Source organism: Nitrosospira sp. NRS527 (assembly GCF_018406445.1).
GTDB classification, from domain to species: Bacteria; Pseudomonadota; Gammaproteobacteria; order Burkholderiales; family Nitrosomonadaceae; genus Nitrosospira; species Nitrosospira briensis.
The window spans coordinates 546,981-566,098 of the sequence record NZ_AP024515.1 but is presented as its reverse complement, the minus strand read 5'-3'; the positions used below and the strand labels follow the sequence as shown (position 1 = coordinate 566,098).

At 51.9% G+C, this 19,118-nt stretch carries 18 protein-coding genes and 1 pseudogene; 7 read left to right on the top strand and 12 right to left on the bottom strand.

The window, feature by feature from the left end; genetic code table 11:
• Positions 1–56 precede the first annotated feature (56 nt).
• Entirely contained in the window at positions 57–617 is a 561-nt protein-coding gene (locus tag KJS40_RS02540) for a hypothetical protein (RefSeq protein WP_213538947.1), read from the bottom strand.
• A gap of 186 nt (positions 618–803) precedes the next feature.
• On the opposite strand from KJS40_RS02540, the gene KJS40_RS02535 reads away from it, so the two are divergent.
• The 3 genes from KJS40_RS02535 to KJS40_RS02520 all read left to right on the top strand — a co-directional run bounded on the left by KJS40_RS02535 (position 804) and on the right by KJS40_RS02520 (position 4,105).
• Positions 804–1,915 (top strand): IS3 family transposase gene (locus KJS40_RS02535; protein WP_244859667.1). Its coding sequence is split into 2 segments (ribosomal slippage): positions 804–1,065 and positions 1,065–1,915, totalling 1,113 coding nucleotides; the frame shifts between segments, so codons are not numbered across the junction.
• 559 nt (positions 1,916–2,474) lie between these two features.
• Positions 2,475–3,464, top strand: coding sequence for a GIY-YIG nuclease family protein (locus KJS40_RS02530; RefSeq protein WP_213538946.1), 990 nt, complete (start codon positions 2,475–2,477; stop codon positions 3,462–3,464).
• Positions 3,465–3,934: 470 nt separating this feature from the next.
• Positions 3,935–4,105: a M48 family metallopeptidase gene (locus KJS40_RS02520; RefSeq protein ID WP_244859666.1), complete on the top strand. Its 171-nt coding sequence runs from the start codon at positions 3,935–3,937 to the stop codon at positions 4,103–4,105.
• 499 nt (positions 4,106–4,604) lie between these two features.
• Here KJS40_RS02520 and KJS40_RS02515 read toward each other — a convergent pair whose 3' ends face one another.
• Positions 4,605–5,372: a PEPxxWA-CTERM sorting domain-containing protein gene (locus tag KJS40_RS02515; protein ID WP_244859665.1), complete on the bottom strand. Its 768-nt coding sequence runs from the start codon at positions 5,370–5,372 to the stop codon at positions 4,605–4,607.
• Between the two features lie 225 nt (positions 5,373–5,597).
• Positions 5,598–5,687: pseudogene (locus KJS40_RS02510) on the bottom strand (ATP-binding protein); the annotation flags it as partial.
• Between the two features lie 554 nt (positions 5,688–6,241).
• Here KJS40_RS02510 and KJS40_RS02505 point away from each other — a divergent pair.
• Complete coding sequence (locus KJS40_RS02505; protein WP_213538945.1) at positions 6,242–6,583, top strand: PEGA domain-containing protein; 342 nt, start codon at positions 6,242–6,244, stop codon at positions 6,581–6,583.
• A 111-nt stretch (positions 6,584–6,694) separates the two neighbouring features.
• Here KJS40_RS02505 and KJS40_RS02500 read toward each other — a convergent pair whose 3' ends face one another.
• The 3 genes from KJS40_RS02500 to KJS40_RS02490 all read right to left on the bottom strand — a co-directional run bounded on the left by KJS40_RS02500 (position 6,695) and on the right by KJS40_RS02490 (position 8,509).
• The gene (locus tag KJS40_RS02500; RefSeq protein WP_213538944.1) at positions 6,695–7,369 is read right to left on the bottom strand and encodes an O-methyltransferase; all 675 of its coding nucleotides are present in this window, start codon (positions 7,367–7,369) and stop codon (positions 6,695–6,697) included.
• Between the two features lie 260 nt (positions 7,370–7,629).
• On the bottom strand, positions 7,630–8,304 hold the full coding sequence (locus KJS40_RS02495) for an epoxyqueuosine reductase QueH (RefSeq protein ID WP_213538943.1): 675 nt from the start codon (positions 8,302–8,304) through the stop codon (positions 7,630–7,632).
• Positions 8,305–8,308: 4 nt separating this feature from the next.
• Positions 8,309–8,509, bottom strand: a complete 201-nt coding sequence (locus KJS40_RS02490; protein WP_213538942.1) for a hypothetical protein — start codon at positions 8,507–8,509, stop codon at positions 8,309–8,311.
• 80 nt (positions 8,510–8,589) lie between these two features.
• On the opposite strand from KJS40_RS02490, the gene KJS40_RS02485 reads away from it, so the two are divergent.
• Positions 8,590–8,757 (top strand): lipoprotein, encoded by a 168-nt coding sequence (locus KJS40_RS02485; RefSeq protein WP_213538941.1) that lies wholly within the window; start codon positions 8,590–8,592, stop codon positions 8,755–8,757.
• Positions 8,757–10,013: a diaminopimelate decarboxylase gene (gene lysA, locus KJS40_RS02480; RefSeq protein WP_213538940.1), complete on the top strand. Its 1,257-nt coding sequence runs from the start codon at positions 8,757–8,759 to the stop codon at positions 10,011–10,013. The genes KJS40_RS02485 and lysA overlap by 1 nt, the downstream gene beginning before the upstream one ends.
• Positions 10,014–10,060: 47 nt before the next feature.
• Here the strand turns inward: lysA and mgtE are convergent, their stop codons facing one another.
• The 6 genes from mgtE to KJS40_RS02450 form a co-directional block, all read right to left on the bottom strand.
• Entirely contained in the window at positions 10,061–11,503 is a 1,443-nt protein-coding gene (gene mgtE, locus KJS40_RS02475) for a magnesium transporter (protein WP_213538939.1), read from the bottom strand.
• Between the two features lie 126 nt (positions 11,504–11,629).
• Positions 11,630–12,322 carry a monofunctional biosynthetic peptidoglycan transglycosylase gene (gene mtgA / locus KJS40_RS02470; protein WP_090455295.1) on the bottom strand — a complete coding sequence of 231 codons (693 nt, stop codon included), beginning with the start codon at positions 12,320–12,322 and terminating at the stop codon, positions 11,630–11,632.
• A gap of 32 nt (positions 12,323–12,354) precedes the next feature.
• Positions 12,355–13,182: a shikimate dehydrogenase gene (gene aroE, locus KJS40_RS02465; protein ID WP_213538938.1), complete on the bottom strand. Its 828-nt coding sequence runs from the start codon at positions 13,180–13,182 to the stop codon at positions 12,355–12,357.
• Between the two features lie 60 nt (positions 13,183–13,242).
• On the bottom strand, positions 13,243–14,124 hold the full coding sequence (locus KJS40_RS02460; RefSeq protein WP_213538937.1) for a TonB family protein: 882 nt from the start codon (positions 14,122–14,124) through the stop codon (positions 13,243–13,245).
• Positions 14,125–14,321: 197 nt separating this feature from the next.
• Complete coding sequence (locus KJS40_RS02455) at positions 14,322–16,175, bottom strand: RNB domain-containing ribonuclease (protein WP_213538936.1); 1,854 nt, start codon at positions 16,173–16,175, stop codon at positions 14,322–14,324.
• Positions 16,176–16,445: 270 nt separating this feature from the next.
• Positions 16,446–16,730, bottom strand: coding sequence for a hypothetical protein (locus tag KJS40_RS02450; RefSeq protein ID WP_213538935.1), 285 nt, complete (start codon positions 16,728–16,730; stop codon positions 16,446–16,448).
• A 196-nt stretch (positions 16,731–16,926) separates the two neighbouring features.
• Here KJS40_RS02450 and KJS40_RS02445 point away from each other — a divergent pair, with 196 nt between their 5' ends.
• Positions 16,927–19,110, top strand: a complete 2,184-nt coding sequence (locus KJS40_RS02445; RefSeq protein WP_280520241.1) for a di-heme-cytochrome C peroxidase — start codon at positions 16,927–16,929, stop codon at positions 19,108–19,110.
• The last annotated feature ends 8 nt before the right edge of the window (positions 19,111–19,118 follow it).

Below are 19,118 nucleotides of genomic sequence, written 5' to 3'. Positions count from 1 at the left end.
GAGTTCCTGACGGGCTTCCCGTTCCTTTCTGATCGCCTGGCGCTCGGAAGCCACATTTAGGTCATTATCTTCAGACTGGGCAATCTGAGAATACAGCTCAAACATGGTCTTGACGTTGACAACCGTTTCAGCACCCCCTCTTGCAAGATTTTCCATGCAAAATCGTTTGGATCATTCGGCTTAATCTTCACTGGACGATCAGCGAATGGGCTGCCGCTTAGTTTTGCTGCATCAATAGCACCATCTACATTACCCAGCATAAGACTTTGGAAGGTTTTTATCTCGGCTCTTCGCTTTGCTTTTTGAGCCATTGCTGCAAATGGAGGCAATCCATCCGTTGCCCCGTGGATGGCGGCAATGTTTGCAAGCTTCATTAACTTTTCTGGATTGTCGGCTAAGTCTGTTTTAATCATTAAGCACGCGATCCGCTGCCTGGGGTCTTCAATGCCAACACATGGTCTCTGCTCTTCTTGCGGTCGGTGCTGTTGTGCTGCTGGTTGCCGGATATTACTAGAAAATACCGCGTCAGGTATCGTGACGACATCAGCGTAGCCATGGAACGTGACAGCACAAATTAACGCAGCAAATAGATACACTTGAACCGGTCGTGTCATCATTTAAGGTCATTCCATAACGGCATCGGACGCTACCGTTTGCGTAATTATATCTTACAGCCTGTATCCGCTTTGCCCATTGGACTAAAGTACAACATTGAACGTACTCGACAGGGCGTTTGATCTGCTAAGAATATTGTAGCCACCCACGGAGTGAGCCTTCATGTTAATTTTGACATGGAGGCGAACATGAAGAAGCGATTTAGTGAAGAGCAGATCATTGGTATTTTGCGTGAAGGCGAAGCAGATGGAGCAGTCATCCGCGACATTTGCCGCAAGCACAATATTACGGAACAGACGTTTTTCCGCTGGCGGAACAAATATGGTGGGATGACTGTGTCAGATGCACGCAAGCTTAAGGATCTGGAGTCGGAGAATGCCAAACTGAAGAAGATTGTTGCCGAGCAGGTGTTGGCAATCGAAGGCTTGAAGGAAATTGCAGCAAAAAAATGGTAACCCCGGTAGCGCGGCGCGAAGCGCTGGCCCTGCTGAAGAATAAAGGTTTATCGGAGCGTGCGGCCTGCCGTATGACCGGGGTGAGCCGACAGGTTGGCAGCTACGAACTCAAGCAACCTGACAAGGATCGAATACTAACTGCTTCATTGGTTGAGGCATCGAGCCGATATCCGCGGTTTGGTTATCGGCGCATTGCTGTGATGACGTGCCAAAGTGCTAGCCGCGTATGGCGACTGTGGAATAGACTGGGACTGAATTTGCCCAAACGGCGGCCCAGGAAGCGGCGCTGTGGCACTGACATACGCATTCCTGGTGCAACCCGGCCAAATAATGTCTGGTCGTACGATTTCGTGCATGATCGTCTGGCTAATGGAAATCCACTCAAGCTGTTATGTGTGTTGGATGAGCATACGCGTGAATGCCTTGCAATCGAGGTCGGGAAATCCTTGCGCAGCCAGGATGTGATTCTGACCCTGTCGCGGTTAATGCGACTGTACGGGAAACCAGCATTTATTCGATCAGACAATGGAGCGGAATTTACCGCCACAGCAGTAATGAAATGGCTGCGAGACCAGAATGTTGGACCGGCTTACATCAAACCGGGCAGCCCTTGGCAGAACGGATTTGTGGAAAGCTTCAACGGCAAGCTGCGAGACGAATGCCTGAATCGCGAATGGTTCATAACGCGACACGAGGCAAAGATATTGATCGAGAAATGGCGGCAGTTCTACAACAACGAGCGTCCCCATTCTTCACTTGGCAATCGAACCCCGGCTGAAGCAGGTCGGGAACGGTCGTCAACTATAGTACTCGAACCCGAAGGCTCACTTTCGAATTGGCTATAAAAAACGAGAGCAGGTCACGTTACCACACTACCCTGGACAATAAGTACGTATAAGCCAAGGTGTTATTGATAAATTTGAATGTTAACCGGATAAATGTGGATGCTAAATTGGTGGGAGGGTGTCATTCACACTATGCTCTGAAAGCCTCACTGTTACTGTATCTTATCATCGGCATAAACATGAGTTACCACGTTTGTTATCACAGTTAGAACTTCGATACCCTTTCTTTGGATCGCCTAGGGGTGCCGTATTGAATAATAGGGGACAGACCACGATTTGCTCGCGAACACCGAGAAGTCACGGAAAATTGTGGTCTGTCCCCTAATTCTCGATAAGTTGCAAACTTTGAACTGCCAGCCCGTGCCCGACGCCATTACTGGAATGTGCCATTACCACTCAAACGAAAATGAAACCATGGTCTGTCCCCAATTCTGTGCTGTGTCCCCAATTCTGCAATATGGTGACATGCGCCACATCTCCCACCGTTAAATTGCCGATATTTGTAAAACGTTAGCGTTAAAATGCAGAGCTTCAGCTTTTTTCGATGGGGATGAAGAAAATGCAAGATGTGGGATATCTTTATGTACTTGCTAATAGTGCCATGCCCGGTTTAGTTAAGGTCGGAAAAACGACCCGCACTTCTGAAGAAAGAGCAGCAGAACTCTCTGCTGCAACCGGATTACCTTCACCATTCATTGTTGTTTATGAGCAACTGTTTAAGGAATGCAGCTTTGCTGAATCTTTTGTTCACGCTTATCTAGCCCAACAAGGTTTTAGGATTTCAGAAAACAGGGAATTTTTTAATGCCCCAGTAAATCAGGTTGTCAGAGCGATAGCACTAGCTCCAGGGGCGATCGATAGCGAACTTGATGAGATCGAGCCAGATGAGGAAGACGATCTGCTTGAGGACGATAATGAAGAATATGTCCTACTCGAGGATGAAGAAGAGGAGGAACGTTATGTCTGGTCAGCCATTTTTGAAGCGGCCGAAAACTATTATTATGGCTTAGGCGAGTACCTTCAAGACTACGACGAAGCTTTTCGTCTATACCGCCAAGCCGCAAAGTTAGGTTCCTTACCCGCCTATGGCCAAATAGCAGAGATATACAATCGAGGAGAGGGCGTGCCTGCAGACGAAAGAAAAGCCCTTGACACTTATAAGCAGGGAGCGGCTAAGGGAAGCGTGTACTGTTATTGGGCTATGGGTGTTTTGTTCCTGAATCAAGGAAACAAAGAAAATGCTGAAAAATGTTTTTCCAATTTCGTTAGAAAATTTCCAGCTTTTGCGGATGAACAGCACCTCACGTTTGCTGAAAGGACACGAATATTTATGAACGTAGGGTATGTAGTGAACGGAAAATTGACATACGGTATTGAATATCCAGCCTTTCTTGACACTTTCTTTAGTGGGGAGTGGGGTGATAGCATACTTCACCATGCTATTGAGAACCAGAAATGGCTTCGCAAGAATAATGCGCAGGATAGAGTAAACGAATACGATAAAGTAATCCAGTACCTGAATTCCCTTCGCGGAGAGCAACCCGCTTAACTCAAAACAGAAAAAGAAAAACACATCAAATGGGGCCAGGCCCATCAAACGGGTCAAGTCTTGTTTCTTGTCCCTTGATCAGGTGGATAACGTCGTGGCGTACGAGTTGTCGCACCTCATTGAAATGAACCACTCCAAAGCGTTTTGACAGACGGAGCATATCCAGGCTATGCGGTAGTCAGGAGGAAGCTGAGGAGGAGTTGAGTAAAGGAAAGTAAATTGCATGCCTGATAGGTTTTATGTCGAGCTGCAATAACTGGACAATATCAGCATAAAACCGTGGTCTGTCCCTAATTCTCTTGTAATTCTCTTGAACAAGATCTTGATATTTCGGGAAATATTCCACAACACATAAAGGAATACAAAAATCTATAGAAAATCTATAGGGTCAGACTCGATTGGTCTTTTTTCTCGAATAATAGGGGACAGACCACGATTTGCTCGCGAACACCGGAAAGTCACGGAAAACCGTGGTCTGCCCCCTAATTCTCCAGAAGCCGCTCGATCTGGTGGATTATGTCGTAGCGCATGAGTTGTCGCATCTCATTGAAATGAATCACTCCAAGGCATTCTGGCAAACGGTGGGAAGCGTATATCCGGGTTATGCGGCGGCTAGGAAGAAATTGAGGGGAGTTGGGTGATGGCAAGGTCCGATATATTGCACTCCTGATCTGGCAGCCTGTGTCAGATGCTAATTACTGGAAAGCGCCATTATCAAACCTTCAAACAAAAATAAAACCGTGGCCTGTTCCTGAGTTATCCCTAAAAAATATTTTAACATCACAGATATTTATGATATACGCTTAATCAAAAACAGCGAGTGCATGAAACTTTTCCTTGAATACATAACTTTTTCAGGAGGTCCCATGCACCCTCACGGTATTACACAAACACCTTCAAAAAGCGGTTCCGTCAATCCATCGTACGCGACTCAAAGCATTAATGGCTGTTGTCGGTCTTATACGGTGCTCAGGTATCGATCACGACCTTAGGTCGAAGCCTTCCAAGTGCAACCTTCGTCAAACACAAGATCAAGCGCATGGATCGTTCGATCGGCAACACTGGGCTCTATCAGGACCGATGGAGTCTTTATACCGCGCTGACGCAATGGCTGGTGCGGAGGTTGCTACCCCATTATTCTCATCGACTGGTCATCCTTAAAGAACCCTTGCGACGACGCGCCATAAAACCCATCAAGCCAAACCCAGCTATTAACATGGCGTAGGTTTTGGGTTCAGGGACGGCGGTAACGACGAATTCGGACAAGTGGAAGTTGCCGGCGGTAGGGTCGAGACCGGGTCCGCCAAAGGGAAGGGAGGGATCTTTCATCGCTTCGAGGCGAAAACCAGTAATGTCAGCTGCGTTGATAGTAGCCAGGACGGTATAGGTGGGGTGCGTACTCGAGTTACTGTTCAGCTTGGTTACCAGCATCGAGTCGTCTCCAAGAATTGAGAAGACATCTCCGCCGCTGGAACTTACGCTGGTGGGCGTGATCACCGTCCAGTTGGCGCTCACATCTCCCCCATTCGCCAAACCGTTTGCAAACGAAGCACGGTCGTCGGTCGTGTATGAGAGACGGAAGTGCCCCAGATAATGGGTCAAGGAGGGAATATTGTCGCCGTGGTAGAGATCGAATTTGAAATCCAGTCCAGAGCTGGAACCCACATTCGACTGCGTTTCCCAGACTATGGTCTGGGCCTTGATGGCAGGTTGTTCAAAGATGGCCCAAGAAGTAAAGCTTCCGAAGGGCATCCCGTCTATGGTTTTACCTGGAACCCAGAGCTCGGGAAATTGGGGATTGGTCTGAGAGTACGTGGCGGTGGCGTTCTGCAGCGGAACATTGACAGCGCCTGAAATTCCTGCGTATAGCATGCTGAGGATGAAGAAAAGCAAAGAGGTAAGTTTCATGATTGAACTCCGAAAGAGGAAGAGATATTACAATCCGAGATTAGCCTACGCAGATATTAGAATCGTTCCAACCGTATTATGTAATAGCCCAGGTGGACTACTTGGCTGAAATAAAAAGATCCCTGCTCGATACTGACGAATAGCAAGAATAGGGGACAGACCACGATTTGCCCGCGAACACTGGAAAGTCATGGAAAACCGTGATCTGTCCCTAATTCTATACACTTGGCCGGCTTTGCGTTTATCCTTGAGCCAGTAGCTTTCCCCGCAGATCTGCACGATGTGTGCGTAATGCAGCAACCGAGCCAGCATGGCGCCGTCAAGGTTTGATCGTCGACGGTGCAGTACGCTGGCGCTCAAGGCAAGCATCGTTCTCAACGTTTAGGATTCTTCTCCAGGAAATCTCTGTGGCTAGTATCCTGAGTCGCAGCCCAGGGCCATGTCGATGGCAAGCGCGCTCATTCAACCCATGCCGCCCGCCCTGGGCCTTTACTGCCGGGCTGCCCAGGAGGCCAACGTAAAGGATCTTCATTGCCAGTCCCAACTGGCAGAAGGAAGGCAACGGTACTATGGCTTCCCCTGATCAACCCGCTTCGGCGGGTTTTTTATTGCCTACGGACAAGTATCGCCAAGACCAAGGCGGCAGGAAAAATACAAGGGACAAAAACTGGCCTCGCGCGATCAGGGGTCGCAGGCGTAATTGATGGGAAGGCCGACAGGCTGCTAGCATAAAAAAACGGTATAGAATTGCATTGCTCAAGCTCAAGAATATGATTACACTCGTGGCTTAAAAAGCTCAACAGCTGATGGTAAAAAAACGGGGTAGCATAGCCCCCAATAAAGCTAGGCGCAAAAAAAAAGCCCATAAAATGAAAAGACTTCTTTGCCTCATTCTTGCAATATCCGTTACAGCATGCGCCAGTAACACCATAATCAACTCCACACCGAATGGCGCGCAAGTTTATGTCAACGGAGAAAAAGCTGGGACAACTCCCTACGCCTATAGCGATACAAAAATAATAGGCTCCACTAACACCGTATTATTAAAAAAGGATGGGTATCAAGATTTCCTTGCTTCGTTCAGCCGTAATGATAATGTGAACGTTGGAGCGCTTATCGGCGGCCTCTTTCTTTTCGTCCCATTCTTATGGGTGATGAACTATAAACCCACGTACTCATACGAATTGGAGGAACTAAAGAAGACAAACTAATTAGCTAATATCTGATCCCTGCTCATTCATGAGGTTTCCTCGTTTTCAATGCAATAACTGTCGCCTGAAATCCCCCGCCCAGCCTGGAGGGGATTCCGAATCACATTCCGATCAGCCAGGACCTGTAAAAATGGAAATCGACAAACCATCCCATCCCTTTATACCTACGGTCTGAATCGCAGTCGAATTCAATCGTGGTTCGGCGGCCAGAAGTTCAAAGAAGTGCCGTGTTCCCTGCACGTCCGGGTCGCTGCTGTCCGCATCCATCACCCGGCCCTTGCGAACGACATTATCGCAAATGATCAGCGTCCCCTGCTGCGACAGCTTCAGCGCGCCCTTCAGGTACGCCGGATTGTTTTCCTTATCCGCATCGATGAATACGAGATCGAACGGTTCTACATGATCGGCTACGAGCTTTTCCAGGGTATCGGCACCCCTGCCGACAATAATCGAGACAATATCCGATAAACCGGCCGCCTCGATGTTTTTCCGGGCGACCTCTGCATGGATGGGGCTCACCTCCAGCGAAACGAGCGAGCCACCGGGTGGAAGCGCCCGCGCCAGCCAGATGGTACTGTAACCACCCAGCGTGCCGATTTCCAGGATGCGGCGGGCGCCCCGGATTTGCGCCAGCATGTGCAGCAGCTTCCCCTGGTTGGGCGCGACATTTATCGACGGCAATCCTGCGTCGGTACAATGCTTCAGCGCTGCTTCCAGCACCGGGTCGGTGGGTATCAGCATCTCCGAAAAATACGCATCGACGGCCGACCATTGTTCCAGGTTCATGCTGAATGTCTCCTTCTTGTTTTTTTATCGCAAATGTGCACGGCTATGCGGCCCGCTTTCCGGCGCGCCCCAGTTAACCAATGTCTATCTTCTTCATGCGAAACATCGCTCCTAGGACGCCTTGCGACCTTGCCTAATCGGGATTATTCAGCAGCTTGAACAAAGCGCTCGAAACCGGTCTTTGCTTTTCGATCAGGGACCGGCTACTTCATCAAGACCTGGTGGCGGGCTGAACGGGTGTAAACAAATTCCGCAGGCCGTTAGCTCGACGGCTCATCCTTCTCCGCCGGGAAACCGTAAAACTGGGAGCCGAGTTCGATCAGGGAGCGGCCCTGGCTTCTCCGGTGCCGGTTGGTATCGCGCAGCGAGTAGACGCAACCACAATACTCCTGCTGATAAAACTCCTCGCGCTTGCTGATTTCGATCATGCGCGCGGAACCGCCACCCTTTCGCCAGTTGTAATCCCAGTAGACCAGCCCATCATAGCGCCCTGCCGCGCGGCGGCCGCAATCGTTGATCTGCTCCATGTTCTTCCAGCGCGAAATGCCGAGAGAGCTCGTTATCACCGGAAAGCCGTTCTCGAATGCATATAGCGCAGTGCGTTCGAAGCGCATGTCGAAACACATGGTGCATCGGATGCCGCGTTCGGGCTCCCACTCCATGCCTTTGGCGCGCGCAAACCAGTTTTCCGTGTCGTAATCGGCATCTATGAATTCGATGCCGTGCTTGTCCGCAAACCGGATGTTTTCATTCTTGCGCAGAAGGTATTCGCGCTCGGGATGAATGTTGGGGTTGTAGAAAAAAATGGTGTAGTTGATCCCGGAGACCAGCATGGCCTCCATGACTTCCCCCGAGCAGGGCGCGCAACAAGAATGCAGCAATACCTTTTTTTCGCCGCCAGGTGGGATGAGGCTCGGCCTTTTCGTTTCGTCCATAGCATTAGGCTAACAGACTTGCCTGTATTTTTCCACCGGCAGCCGCCTTTTCCGGGTGCCGGGAAAAGCTTTTCCTTGGTTCGAGCTCCGCGTCTGCCGCGCTGGCGGAAAATGATTCACGCAGCGTAGCCGGCGAAAGCAAAATACCCTGGCTGCCTCGATAAATCAGGCTCTGAAAACGCTGAGGGCATTGCTCTGAGGACATTGCTGGAAAACCTCGGGACGTAGTCAGTGGTTGCTGATCTTTGTGTTAGTATTTCCACCTCATCATTCCTGGGTTAACCCATGCGTACGCTCTCTTCCGTCGTCGTGACAGTCATGCTGCTCAGTGCCTGCGGCCTTAAAGCGCCTCTCTATCTTCCGCAGAAGGCGCCTCCGCCACAGAAATCGTCCACCCCGCAGCAGTCACCTGCCCCCCAGCCTCAACAGCCTTCAGATGAAGAGAAGATGTAGTGAGCGGCTTCCCTTCATTCAGTTATCGCAATGGCAGGCTATGTGGTGAATCGGTTGAGCTTGACCGCATTGCCCGGGAATTTGGCACGCCTTGTTATATTTATTCGCGCGCCGCGCTCACTGCCGCCTACCGGGAATTCGACGCCGCTTTTGGCGCGCGCGACCACCTGGTGTGCTACGCAGTCAAGGCCAATTCCAATCTGGCTATTCTCAATCTGTTCGCCCGCCTCGGTAGCGGCTTCGATATTGTCTCGGGCGGTGAACTGCAGAGGGTGCTGAAAGCCGGGGGCGATCCGAAAAAAGTCGTTTTTTCGGGAATCGGCAAGCGGCCTGAAGAGATGCGGGCAGCGCTTGACGCAGGGATACTCTGCTTCAATGTGGAATCGGAAGCGGAATTGAGGGTATTGAATCAGGTCGCCGGAGAGATGAATAAAATCGCGCCCGTGAGCCTGCGGGTCAATCCCGATGTCGATGCCAGAACCCACCCGTATATTTCCACCGGCCTCAAGGAGAATAAATTCGGTATTCCCTTCGATGAGGCGGAATCGCTTTATGTTTCATCCCATGAGTTCTCCAACATATGCATTACCGGACTCGATTGCCACATAGGCTCGCAGTTGACCGAGCTCGACCCTTTCATCGAAAGCTGCAAAAAAATGCTGAGACTGCTGGACCGTCTCGAAGCACAGGGCTTGCAAATCGATCACCTGGATTTGGGCGGCGGGTTGGGAATTCGTTATTCTGGGGAAAATCCGCCCCTCGTCCGGGAATATGTCGATGTGCTGTGCGCCGAGGTTGGTCAGCGTAAGCAGCGCATCCTGATCGAGCCTGGCCGCGCCTTGGTGGGAAACGCCGGTATATTGCTTACGCGGATTGAGTATCTCAAGCATACGCCCCATCGCGACTTTGCCATTGTGGATGCGGCGATGAATGATCTGATGCGCCCGGCGTTATACGATGCTTATCATGAAATTCTTCCCGTTATTACCGAGAATGACATTGGCGCTAAAACTTATCAGGTGGTCGGCCCCGTTTGCGAAACGGGCGACTTTCTGGGGCATGACCGGAACCTCGCATTGCGCCAGGGAGATTTGCTTGCGATCATGTCCGCCGGGGCATACGGCATGAGCATGAGCTCGAATTACAACACTCGCTCTCGCGCCGCCGAAGTGATGGTCGATGGCGACCATGTTCATCTTGTTCGCGAACGCGAATCCATAGAGCAATTAACCGCCGGCGAGAAAATCCTGCCCTAGCTTGGCACTGCACAGTTTCAACTGATGCGATGCCGCTCCTGAATTTGTTACACCAGAAAAATGGTAGCCAGCCCCAGAAAAATAAAAAAACCTCCACTATCGGTAACGGCGGTAATCATTACGCTGGAGCCTGCCGCCGGGTCGCGGCCGAATTTATGAAGAGTCAGCGGTATCAGCACACCTACTGTTGCTGCCAGCAGTAAATTCAATATCATTGCCAACATCATTACCAGGCTGAGGGGAATGCTGCGGTAAATAAGGAAAGCGAATATCCCTACCACGCTGCCCCACATCAGGCCATTCACGGCGCTCAAACTGATTTCCTTGCCAAGCAACATCCGGGCATTTCTTGGGTCAAGTTGCCCCAGGGCAAGCGCCCGCACAATCATGGTAATTGTCTGATTGCCGGAGTTGCCACCGACCCCGGCAATAATCGGCATCAGCGCCGCCAGCGCTACCAGTTTTTCAATCGAATCTTCAAATATGCCTATTACGCGCGAGGCAATAAAAGCGGTCACCAGATTAATGGCTAGCCATGTCCAGCGGTTCTTCAAGCTTTTCCATACCGGCGCAAACAGATCCTCTTCCTGTCGCAGGCCAGCCAGGCTCAACGCCTCGCTTTCCGATTCCTCGCGGATAAAGTCCATTACCGCATTAACGGTCACGCGCCCAACAAGCTTATCTTCCGCATTTACCACGACAGCCGAAACAAGATCGTAGCGCTCGAATGCCTGCGCCGCCCGATGCGCCTTCTCATCGGGGTGAAACACCTTCATTTCGGTGGTCATCACCGAAGCGACCTGGGCGCTGGGATCGCTGACCAACAGGCGGTTCAGCGGTAGCACGCCCTTGAGATACTCTTCCCGATCCACGACGAATAATTGGTCAGTATGGTCCGGTAATTCATCCAGCCGCCGCAAATAGCGCAGCACCACTTCCAGCGTCACATCCTCACGAATAGTCACAACGTCAAAATCCATCAGTGCGCCCACCGAGTCCTCCGAATAAGACATGGCGGCGCGCAATTTCTCGCGCTCCTCCATCGGAAGCGACTGGAATACATCATCGAGAATATAACGTGGAAAATCCGAGGCGATATCGGCAATTTCGTCGGCATCAAGCTGCTCTGCCGCGGCCCGCATCTCGCGCCTGTCCATCGTGGCGATCAGCGTCTCACGTACGGCGTCCGAAACTTCCAGAAGAATTTCGCCGTCACGCTCCGCGTTGACCAGGTCCCAGATCAAAAGGCGGTCTTCAAGCGGCATCGCCTCCAGAATATGCGCAATATCCGCGGGGTGAAGCTTGTCCAGGAGCTTTTGCAGCTCAGCCAGATTCTGCTTATCCAGCCGTTCTTCCTCGAAACCCCGGTCTGGCGCTGCCTGGGCATGCGCAAGGCTTTCGGCAAGCTTGTGCTCGTGCAACAAGTAGATTACCCGTTGCAGATGCTCTTGCAGATTTTCTGTTTCCCTGAGGTTGCTTGCTTTTGTCATGACGGGTCGCCCTGGAACCGGATGGCCTGATTGTAGGGAAAAATTGGGTCGGATATTATGACAGCGGGGGTGCAGAATGCAAAATAAGCATTACTCCATCCGCCGCATTCCAACCCTTTTATATTGTCATGGAATTTGTGCCGATGCCATTCGGCTGAGGATGATCCCGGTTTTCTTCGATAGCCAGGGGGTATTACGGTGCTTGTCGTAAAAGCGAGGGTTGGTAACCATGGCCGCAAGGCGGGCGGCTTGTTCCGCAGTAATTGAAGAAGCGGAAACGCCGTAATAATAGGGGATGGCAGCCCCTGCCCCGAACACTCCGTTTCCCCATTCAATCACATTCAGATAAATTTCCAGGATACGGCGTTTGGACATCACGTTTTCCAGCATCAATGTGATGATGGCTTCCTGAATCTTGCGTCCCGGGGTTTTTTCACTGGAAAGAAATAAATTCTTTGCCAGTTGCTGACTGATGGTGGAACCGCCCGCAACAAGCTTGCGCTTTTTCACGTTTTTCTGATACGCGTTCTGAATAGCATCGAAATCGAACCCTTCGTGCGCCAGGAATTTGCTGTCCTCCGCAGCGATGATCGCCCGCTTGAGATTGGGAGAAATCCGTTCGTAAGGAACCCATTGCATGCGCAATGCCGCCGCTGTATTTCCTTGCCGTAATACTGCCAAACGATCTTCCATGAAGGCGCTGGAAGAAGGGTTGTAAGAATTCCAATAGACAACATGGCCGAAAATCCAGGATTGATAGGCGAAGACGATGCCGACAAGCAGCAAAAAGAGGCGCCAGAACCAGCGCTTGAAGAACATTCTCATGCGTTTGCTGCCGCAACCTTATGTTTTCAACGTATCGCGCCATGCGATCCGAGCATTTCAATCACCGGCTTTGTTCGTGGCCTCAGTCCACGCCACAGGAAGAACGATTCCGCCGCCTGCTCCACCAGCATGCCGATACCATCAGCCAAACGACCTGCGCCCTGTTGCTTTGCAAATTGCAGGAAAGGGGTATACCCATTGCCGTACATCATGTCGTAAGCCAGCGATGCACTGGAAAAAATGCCGGACGGCAGCACTGGAAGTTTACCACCCAGGCTGGCAGAGGTGGCGTTAATGACGAGATCGAATTTCGTTCCGCCCAGATCATCGTAACCGGCGGACACGATGTTTCCATAGCGCAAAAACCGCTGCTGCAACGCAGCGGCTTTTTGTCTGGTACGATTTGCAACAGTCAACAGGCAAGGGTTGTGTTCCAATAAGGGCAACACTACACCGCGAGCCGCTCCTCCGGCGCCCATGAGCAGAACCTGCTTGCCTGTAAGTGAAAATTTCAGATTGGCTACGATGTCACGCAATAATCCGGCACCATCGGTGTTATCACCGAAGATGCCTCCAGCATCAAACGCCAACGTGTTCGCCGCCTCCGCCGCCTCTGCCCGCTCGGTGAGGCGGGTGGAAATCCTGCAGGCTTCAAGCTTGAACGGAACAGTGACGTTCACGCCTTTGCCGCCACGCGCCCTGAAACCCGCTATCGTTGCGGCGAACGCATCCGTCGGCGCCAGAATGGCCTCATAATGTATATCTTGACCTGTTTGCCGCGCAAACTCGGCATGAATCAGCGGTGACTTGCTGTGGGCAACAGGGTTGCCGATGACGGCATAGAAATCGGTCATTAGCCAACTGCTTGAATGGTAAAAGATATATGAACGGCGGCAGGCTTGGAGCCTGCGTTTTCATTCGCTTGCCAGTTCGTCCGAACGGGTAAATACCCAGGTGCGCGTAATGTGGAGGATGTCGGTATCTCGACTGATGTCGGGGGGAAAAGGAGCGAATCCATTTTGCCCGGCCAGGTTGACGATGCGTATCGCTGCTTCATCCAGAACCTTTCTCCCCGATGAGCGGTTTATTTCAATGGATTCAAGGCTGCCATCGGACTTGATCCCAACGGTGAGTTGCAGTTTTCCATAAAGCCCCTCCCGTCTGGCTGCTTCAGGGTAGTTAAGGTTGCCGATCCGTTCCACCTTGAGGCGCCAATCTTCGGCATAACGAGCGAAACGGAATTCCCGGGTACGGACGCCGATGAATTTGCGCTTCAGGCCGTGTTGATGAGCCTCATAATTCACCGGGGTCTGCGCTTCGAGCCGTGCGATCTCCAGGCTGCGCTGAACCAGACCGGCGGTGTCAATCGCATTCCGGCTACGTTCGGATTGCGCTAAAGGAGGCTCGGCCTGGTACATGAGTTCGTCCCTATTGGCCTCAGTCGTCAGTTGTTGCGCTTCCTGTTCAAGCTGCTTTGCTTCCTGGCTTGCTGTATCAGTCTCCACCGCTTGATTACTCTTTAGCGCAAGCGGAAATGGGGTTTCCGCCCGGCGATCGCTGCGGGTATTGCCTCCACCATCCCGATTGGCCTGCGCCAACGCATCTGCCTTGCTCTGTTTGGACGCGGACTTGCTGTTCACCAATACCACTTCCAGGGGGTTACCGGTTTTGCTATCTTTCGGAATGGGAGACTTGAAGTTGATGCCGAACAAAACTGCCGCATGGCAGACCACGGATATCAATATCGCCAGCTGCAGGCGCGAAGACCCATTCAGCAACCAGCCGCGAGTTGCCATCGTGTCGAAACCAGTTATATTCGGAACGGTGCTCAATCTCGGAACCGTGCGGACACTAGATTGAGGGAAGGTTTTTATGGAGCATGCGGATGAATTCCCGAGCTGGAAGCAGAGGCACGACGGCCGACTTGTTCGATGTTTCCGGCGTCATTCTAAACAATAAAACCCCATTCGTCACATGGAATGCAAGAATAATTTCATGCTTCCTGTTTATGCAGGAATTTTGCGTTGAAAGTAAGTTCCAGCAAATCGATATTGGAAATCTCGACTTCGATATTCGTTTCAGGCGGCACTTCCGGTAACGAGGCAACCCGTGCTACCAGTGGAAGGCGGTCCAGCTTCACCAGATTTTCTTTCAATACCTGCGCCCCGGTTGTGCTGATATCTTCCTGCAACAGCCAACGCAGGCACCAGTAGCGCTCCATGTTGCGCTGAAAATCTCCGTAAACCTCATAAGTCGCTTCGAAATCCCGCATGAACGTCTGCAGACTCTCGCTCTCTCTCGTGTAAGGCGGTGTCTCTCCGCGCAACAGCGCAATCAGTTGACGCTGATTGATGAAATCGACATACCGGCGCATAGGCGAGCTGATCCAGGCATACTGCGAAACGCCCAGTGCCTGGTGCGGTGCGGGAGAGGTACTTATTTTAACCTTGCCGCCACCCTGGCTACGATAGATGCCGGCAACGCTGTTATCTGCAAGCAGCTTACCCCATTCGGAATTAACGTAAATCATCAATTCCGATACCACCTTGTCAATCGGGGAGCCCCGCCGGCGCTGACTGATATCGATACGATCATCCTTGACGCTGAAGCAATAATCGATTCGCTCGTTATTGCTGTCGTTGGCCTTGCCCCGGAGTGCTTCCGCCCTGCAGGCGAAGTTCCAGAGCGACAGCAACTCTTTTCCGAAAGGATGATCCAGCTTTCCTCCCGCCAGGGTATGTTCGTTAAAATGCGCTTCCAGCGTGTCATGTCTGAGGTTGGCGACGACCCTCACTTGTTCGATACGGCTGCTTGTGGCGAAAACCGTGAAGTCATCCGCGACGTCGAGATACATCGAGACCACCGGGCACAGCCGTTTTTCGCACAACGTATAGTGTTGTATGACGGCGTCCGGAAACATCGTGATCTTCTGGCCCGGAATGTATACGGTTGATAGGCGCTCTGCCGCCAGGGCATCCATCGGTGAACCCGGTGCGATGCCCAACGTCGGGACAGCGATATGGATACCGATGCGGACGCTCCCCAGCGTCAGCGGAGTCACCGAAAAGGCATCGTCAATTTCCGTAGTGGTGACATCATCTATACTAAAGGCAGCCACATCTGCAATGGGCAAATCTACCGGGGCATGCAGCTCCCCGCAATCGAATACATCGAACTCCGTACCTTCAGGAAAATGCTCCAGCAGAAAACGGTTGAGATGATAGTCATGCGTGGAGGGGATGGCACCGCATTTCTCCAGCAACCGGGAAACGCTCAGTTTGCTTGCAGTACAAGCGGCATCAAGTGCTTTCCACTCGACTGTATTCTTGTCGGGACGATAGAGCAGGCTGGATAGCGACGGCTTGAATTCTTCCGGTAGCGTGAACTCGCTCAATAATTGTATATAGCGCGCCTGTTGTTCCGCTTGGCGACGTCTTTTTTCCTGGCTCGCAAGCGCCGCCTCGAGCGCTTTCGGTGGCGCAGCCTTGTAGCGCCCGCGACCCTTCTTGTAAAAATACATTGGCGCACTGTGCAGCCGTATCAACACCGCCGCCGCTTCCTCCGGCGTAGCAACGTGACCGAAATAATCCGCAGCCAGCGCATCGCTGGCGAACTCCGCCTCGATCTCGCAACATTCCCAAAGAAAATTGGGGTCCAGATCTTCTGCTTTCTTTTGCGCAAGATCCATGAATTCGGACAGCGAGGGCGCGTCAAACCGAAGCAGCACCGAAGCCGCTTTTATTTTTGCACGCTTGCCGTGAGGCGCCTCCACTTGAAGCGAGGTCGTGTTGTCGGCAAGTATTGAACCCACCTTGAAGGTGCCTTCCTCTTCGTAAAAAACATTCATGAAATGGTTTGCGGAGAACGCCGTAAAAGATTATAGGAAGCGCAAATGCACCGGTTCAGTCGCATACCGCCGCTCAAATTATAGCCCGAAACGTAGCCTTTCCAGGATTCGGAGGACTCGCTCTGGCTGGGGTAGAATACTTGACGATGAAGTGGATACCGATGCGCGGCACCGGCTTTTCGGCGCTTGCCAACTCGGGATGCCGGGAAAACCACACAATACGTGCCTTTGATTGTAATTCGGGGCAAAAGTTTTCTTCCGCGCGTCCGTTTACATAACAAAGACTGTCAGGGACTCGCGTATAGCTCCAGAGAGTGCATCGCCGGCAACACCGGGACACCGCAAACACCCGCTAAGCGGGTAGTAATAGGCAATGATTCCACGTTGAGCTGCCGAGGATACTAACACAGCGAGCAATCCCGTATGGGGCAGTGCTGGAGCGGCCGTCTGTCCGGTTGTCTCACGGGGAAACGAGGGGAACCCAGCCGTTGCCATGTTTTTGCCAGCCTCTGGAACGCTCAGGCCCATCAAGCTGATGTCGGCCGACGCGCTCATGCGGAGTTACTCAAGATGCGTCGTACACCTGTCGAGCCGGTTTTCGGGGTCAATCGCTTTTGGAGACTGCGTGATCAGGGCTGTGCCGAACAGCACAGCCCATTGCCGCCGCCAGATATTTTGCGGAAATAAACTATAATTATATTAGAGCGTTGCTCTTATTCTCCTCCTCTCATTCTCGGTAAAGGGAACCATCGTGAAGCAATCTTCTGCTGTGTTAGCAAAACGGCGCGCATTTTTCATTCCCGTGCTGGTTTTTTTGACCGCACTCCTGCCTGCCTGTGCAGCATTTGATAAAGACCCGGACCGGGGCGCAACCACGGTAAAGCAGGATGTGTTTGGCGATCAGTTCAATACAGTGGAGTACCTTCCCAGCCAGAACTGGCAGCCTGCCGACAGCCTATGGTTTTATAGCGTGACGCAGGGGTCGGATATGATGCCCTACGATTTTTTCATGGTGCTCGAGAAAAAGGACACCACCGAGCCGTTTCGATCCAATGAGAACATGAATCGCTACCGCTATTTGCCGCAGAAGGCGACTTCCAGCAATCCCGATGCGCTGCCGGTTGGCTTCGTCAAGGATACATACAAAGGTAACGACTACGTGGGCCTGACTTGCGCTGCCTGCCATACCGGACAAATAAACTACAAGGGCAAGGGTATCCGTATCGATGGCGGCCCGGCAGGGGCTGATATGGAAACATTCATGGCGGATATCGTCCGCGCCATGAAGGCAACTCGCGAAAATGAAGAGGTCCAAAACCGGTTTGTGAAAAATGTATTGGCGCGGGGAGCATACAAAAAAGAGGCTGACGTAAAGGCCGACCTCCAGAAATATACCGAGCGTCTCGCCAGTTACATCACGATCAACTACAGCACGACCCATTACGGTTATGCACGACTGGATGCCTTTGGACGCATTTACAACCGCGTCCTGGAACATATCGTGACCGTCAAGGAACTCAAGGATTTGCTGAGTGATCCGTGGATAATGAAAAACGCGGCGATAAGCGAAGAAGAGCTGGAGTCGATAGCAGGAAATACGGACAGGGTTCTCAGTGGCGAGCAGCGTGACCAGATCGTCCACAACCTCCTCGCAGTCTTGACCAGGAACAGAAGCCTGGAGGGATTGGAACCGCTCGGAAAGCTGAGGAAAAAGCTGTTTAATCCGCCTAACGCGCCGGTCAGCTACCCATTTCTATGGGATACGCCTCAGCATGATTACGTTCAATGGAACGGTCTTACCGAAAATTCGGGATTGAAGGCAATCGCCCGCAACGCGGGGGAAGCGATTGGCGTATTCGGCACCCTCGATTGGACGGAAAGAGACGGATTTTCTTTACCTGCACTTATTACCGGCCAGGGTCTGTTCGGCAGGCATATCAGCTACGACTCTTCCGTCAATGTCCTTAACCTGCGCCGTATCGAAGCACGCCTGTTGAGCCTGCAGTCTCCGCAATGGCCCGAGAATATCCTTCCGCCGATCGACAGGTCTCGTCTTGAGAAAGGAAAGTCCCTGTTCAACAGGCACTGCATCAGTTGCCATTCGAATATAAAGCGGGATGATCCCGATCGCCGTGTCGTGGCACATATGTCACGCGCCAGCGATGTCGGCACTGATCCCCAGATGGCTGAGAATAGCGTAAATTACCAGGGCTTCTCGGGTATTCAGCGCAACCTGTATGTTTCCGCCGGTGGTGTAGGCGATATCCTGCTCGATCAGCGTGCGCCGGTCTCGGCCTTGCTGACCAAAGCGACCATAGGGGTGGTCGCCAACCCGGAACCGGATAAATGGTTTTTACAGCGTTGGTCCGAGTGGCTCTACAATTTGGCGACAGGCTTTCGCGATAATAAGATCAAGCCCTCAATCAAGCGCGGCGAATACGATCCCGACACCACGGCCAATCCGGTTGCCTCGCTGAAAGCTTATAAGGCACGGCCGCTAAATGGTATCTGGGCGACTGCGCCTTATTTGCATAATGGTTCGGTGCCGACGCTCTACGATTTGCTGCTGCCGAAAAAACGTGCCGGAGACCCGGACGATGGTGAATACCGCCCTGACGAGTTTGAAGTCGGATCGCGCGAGTTCGATCCAGCCAAAGTGGGTTTTAAAAGCAGCGGTTACGGCGGCTTTCCCTTCAATACGAAAGGCATCAAGGACGATCGGGGGGGCTATACCAAAGGAAACAGCAACGCGGGGCACGAATACGGGGCAAGACGCATGGCCGACGAGTCTAACGGACCGGTAGACCAGAAGATCAAGGACCAATGCACAGATGAAAACATTAAGGACGAGGACCCCTCCATTAAAGACAAATGCCTGTACCCCATGTCCAGGGAGGATCGCCTCGACTTGCTTGAATACCTGAAGACGCTTTAACCCAGATA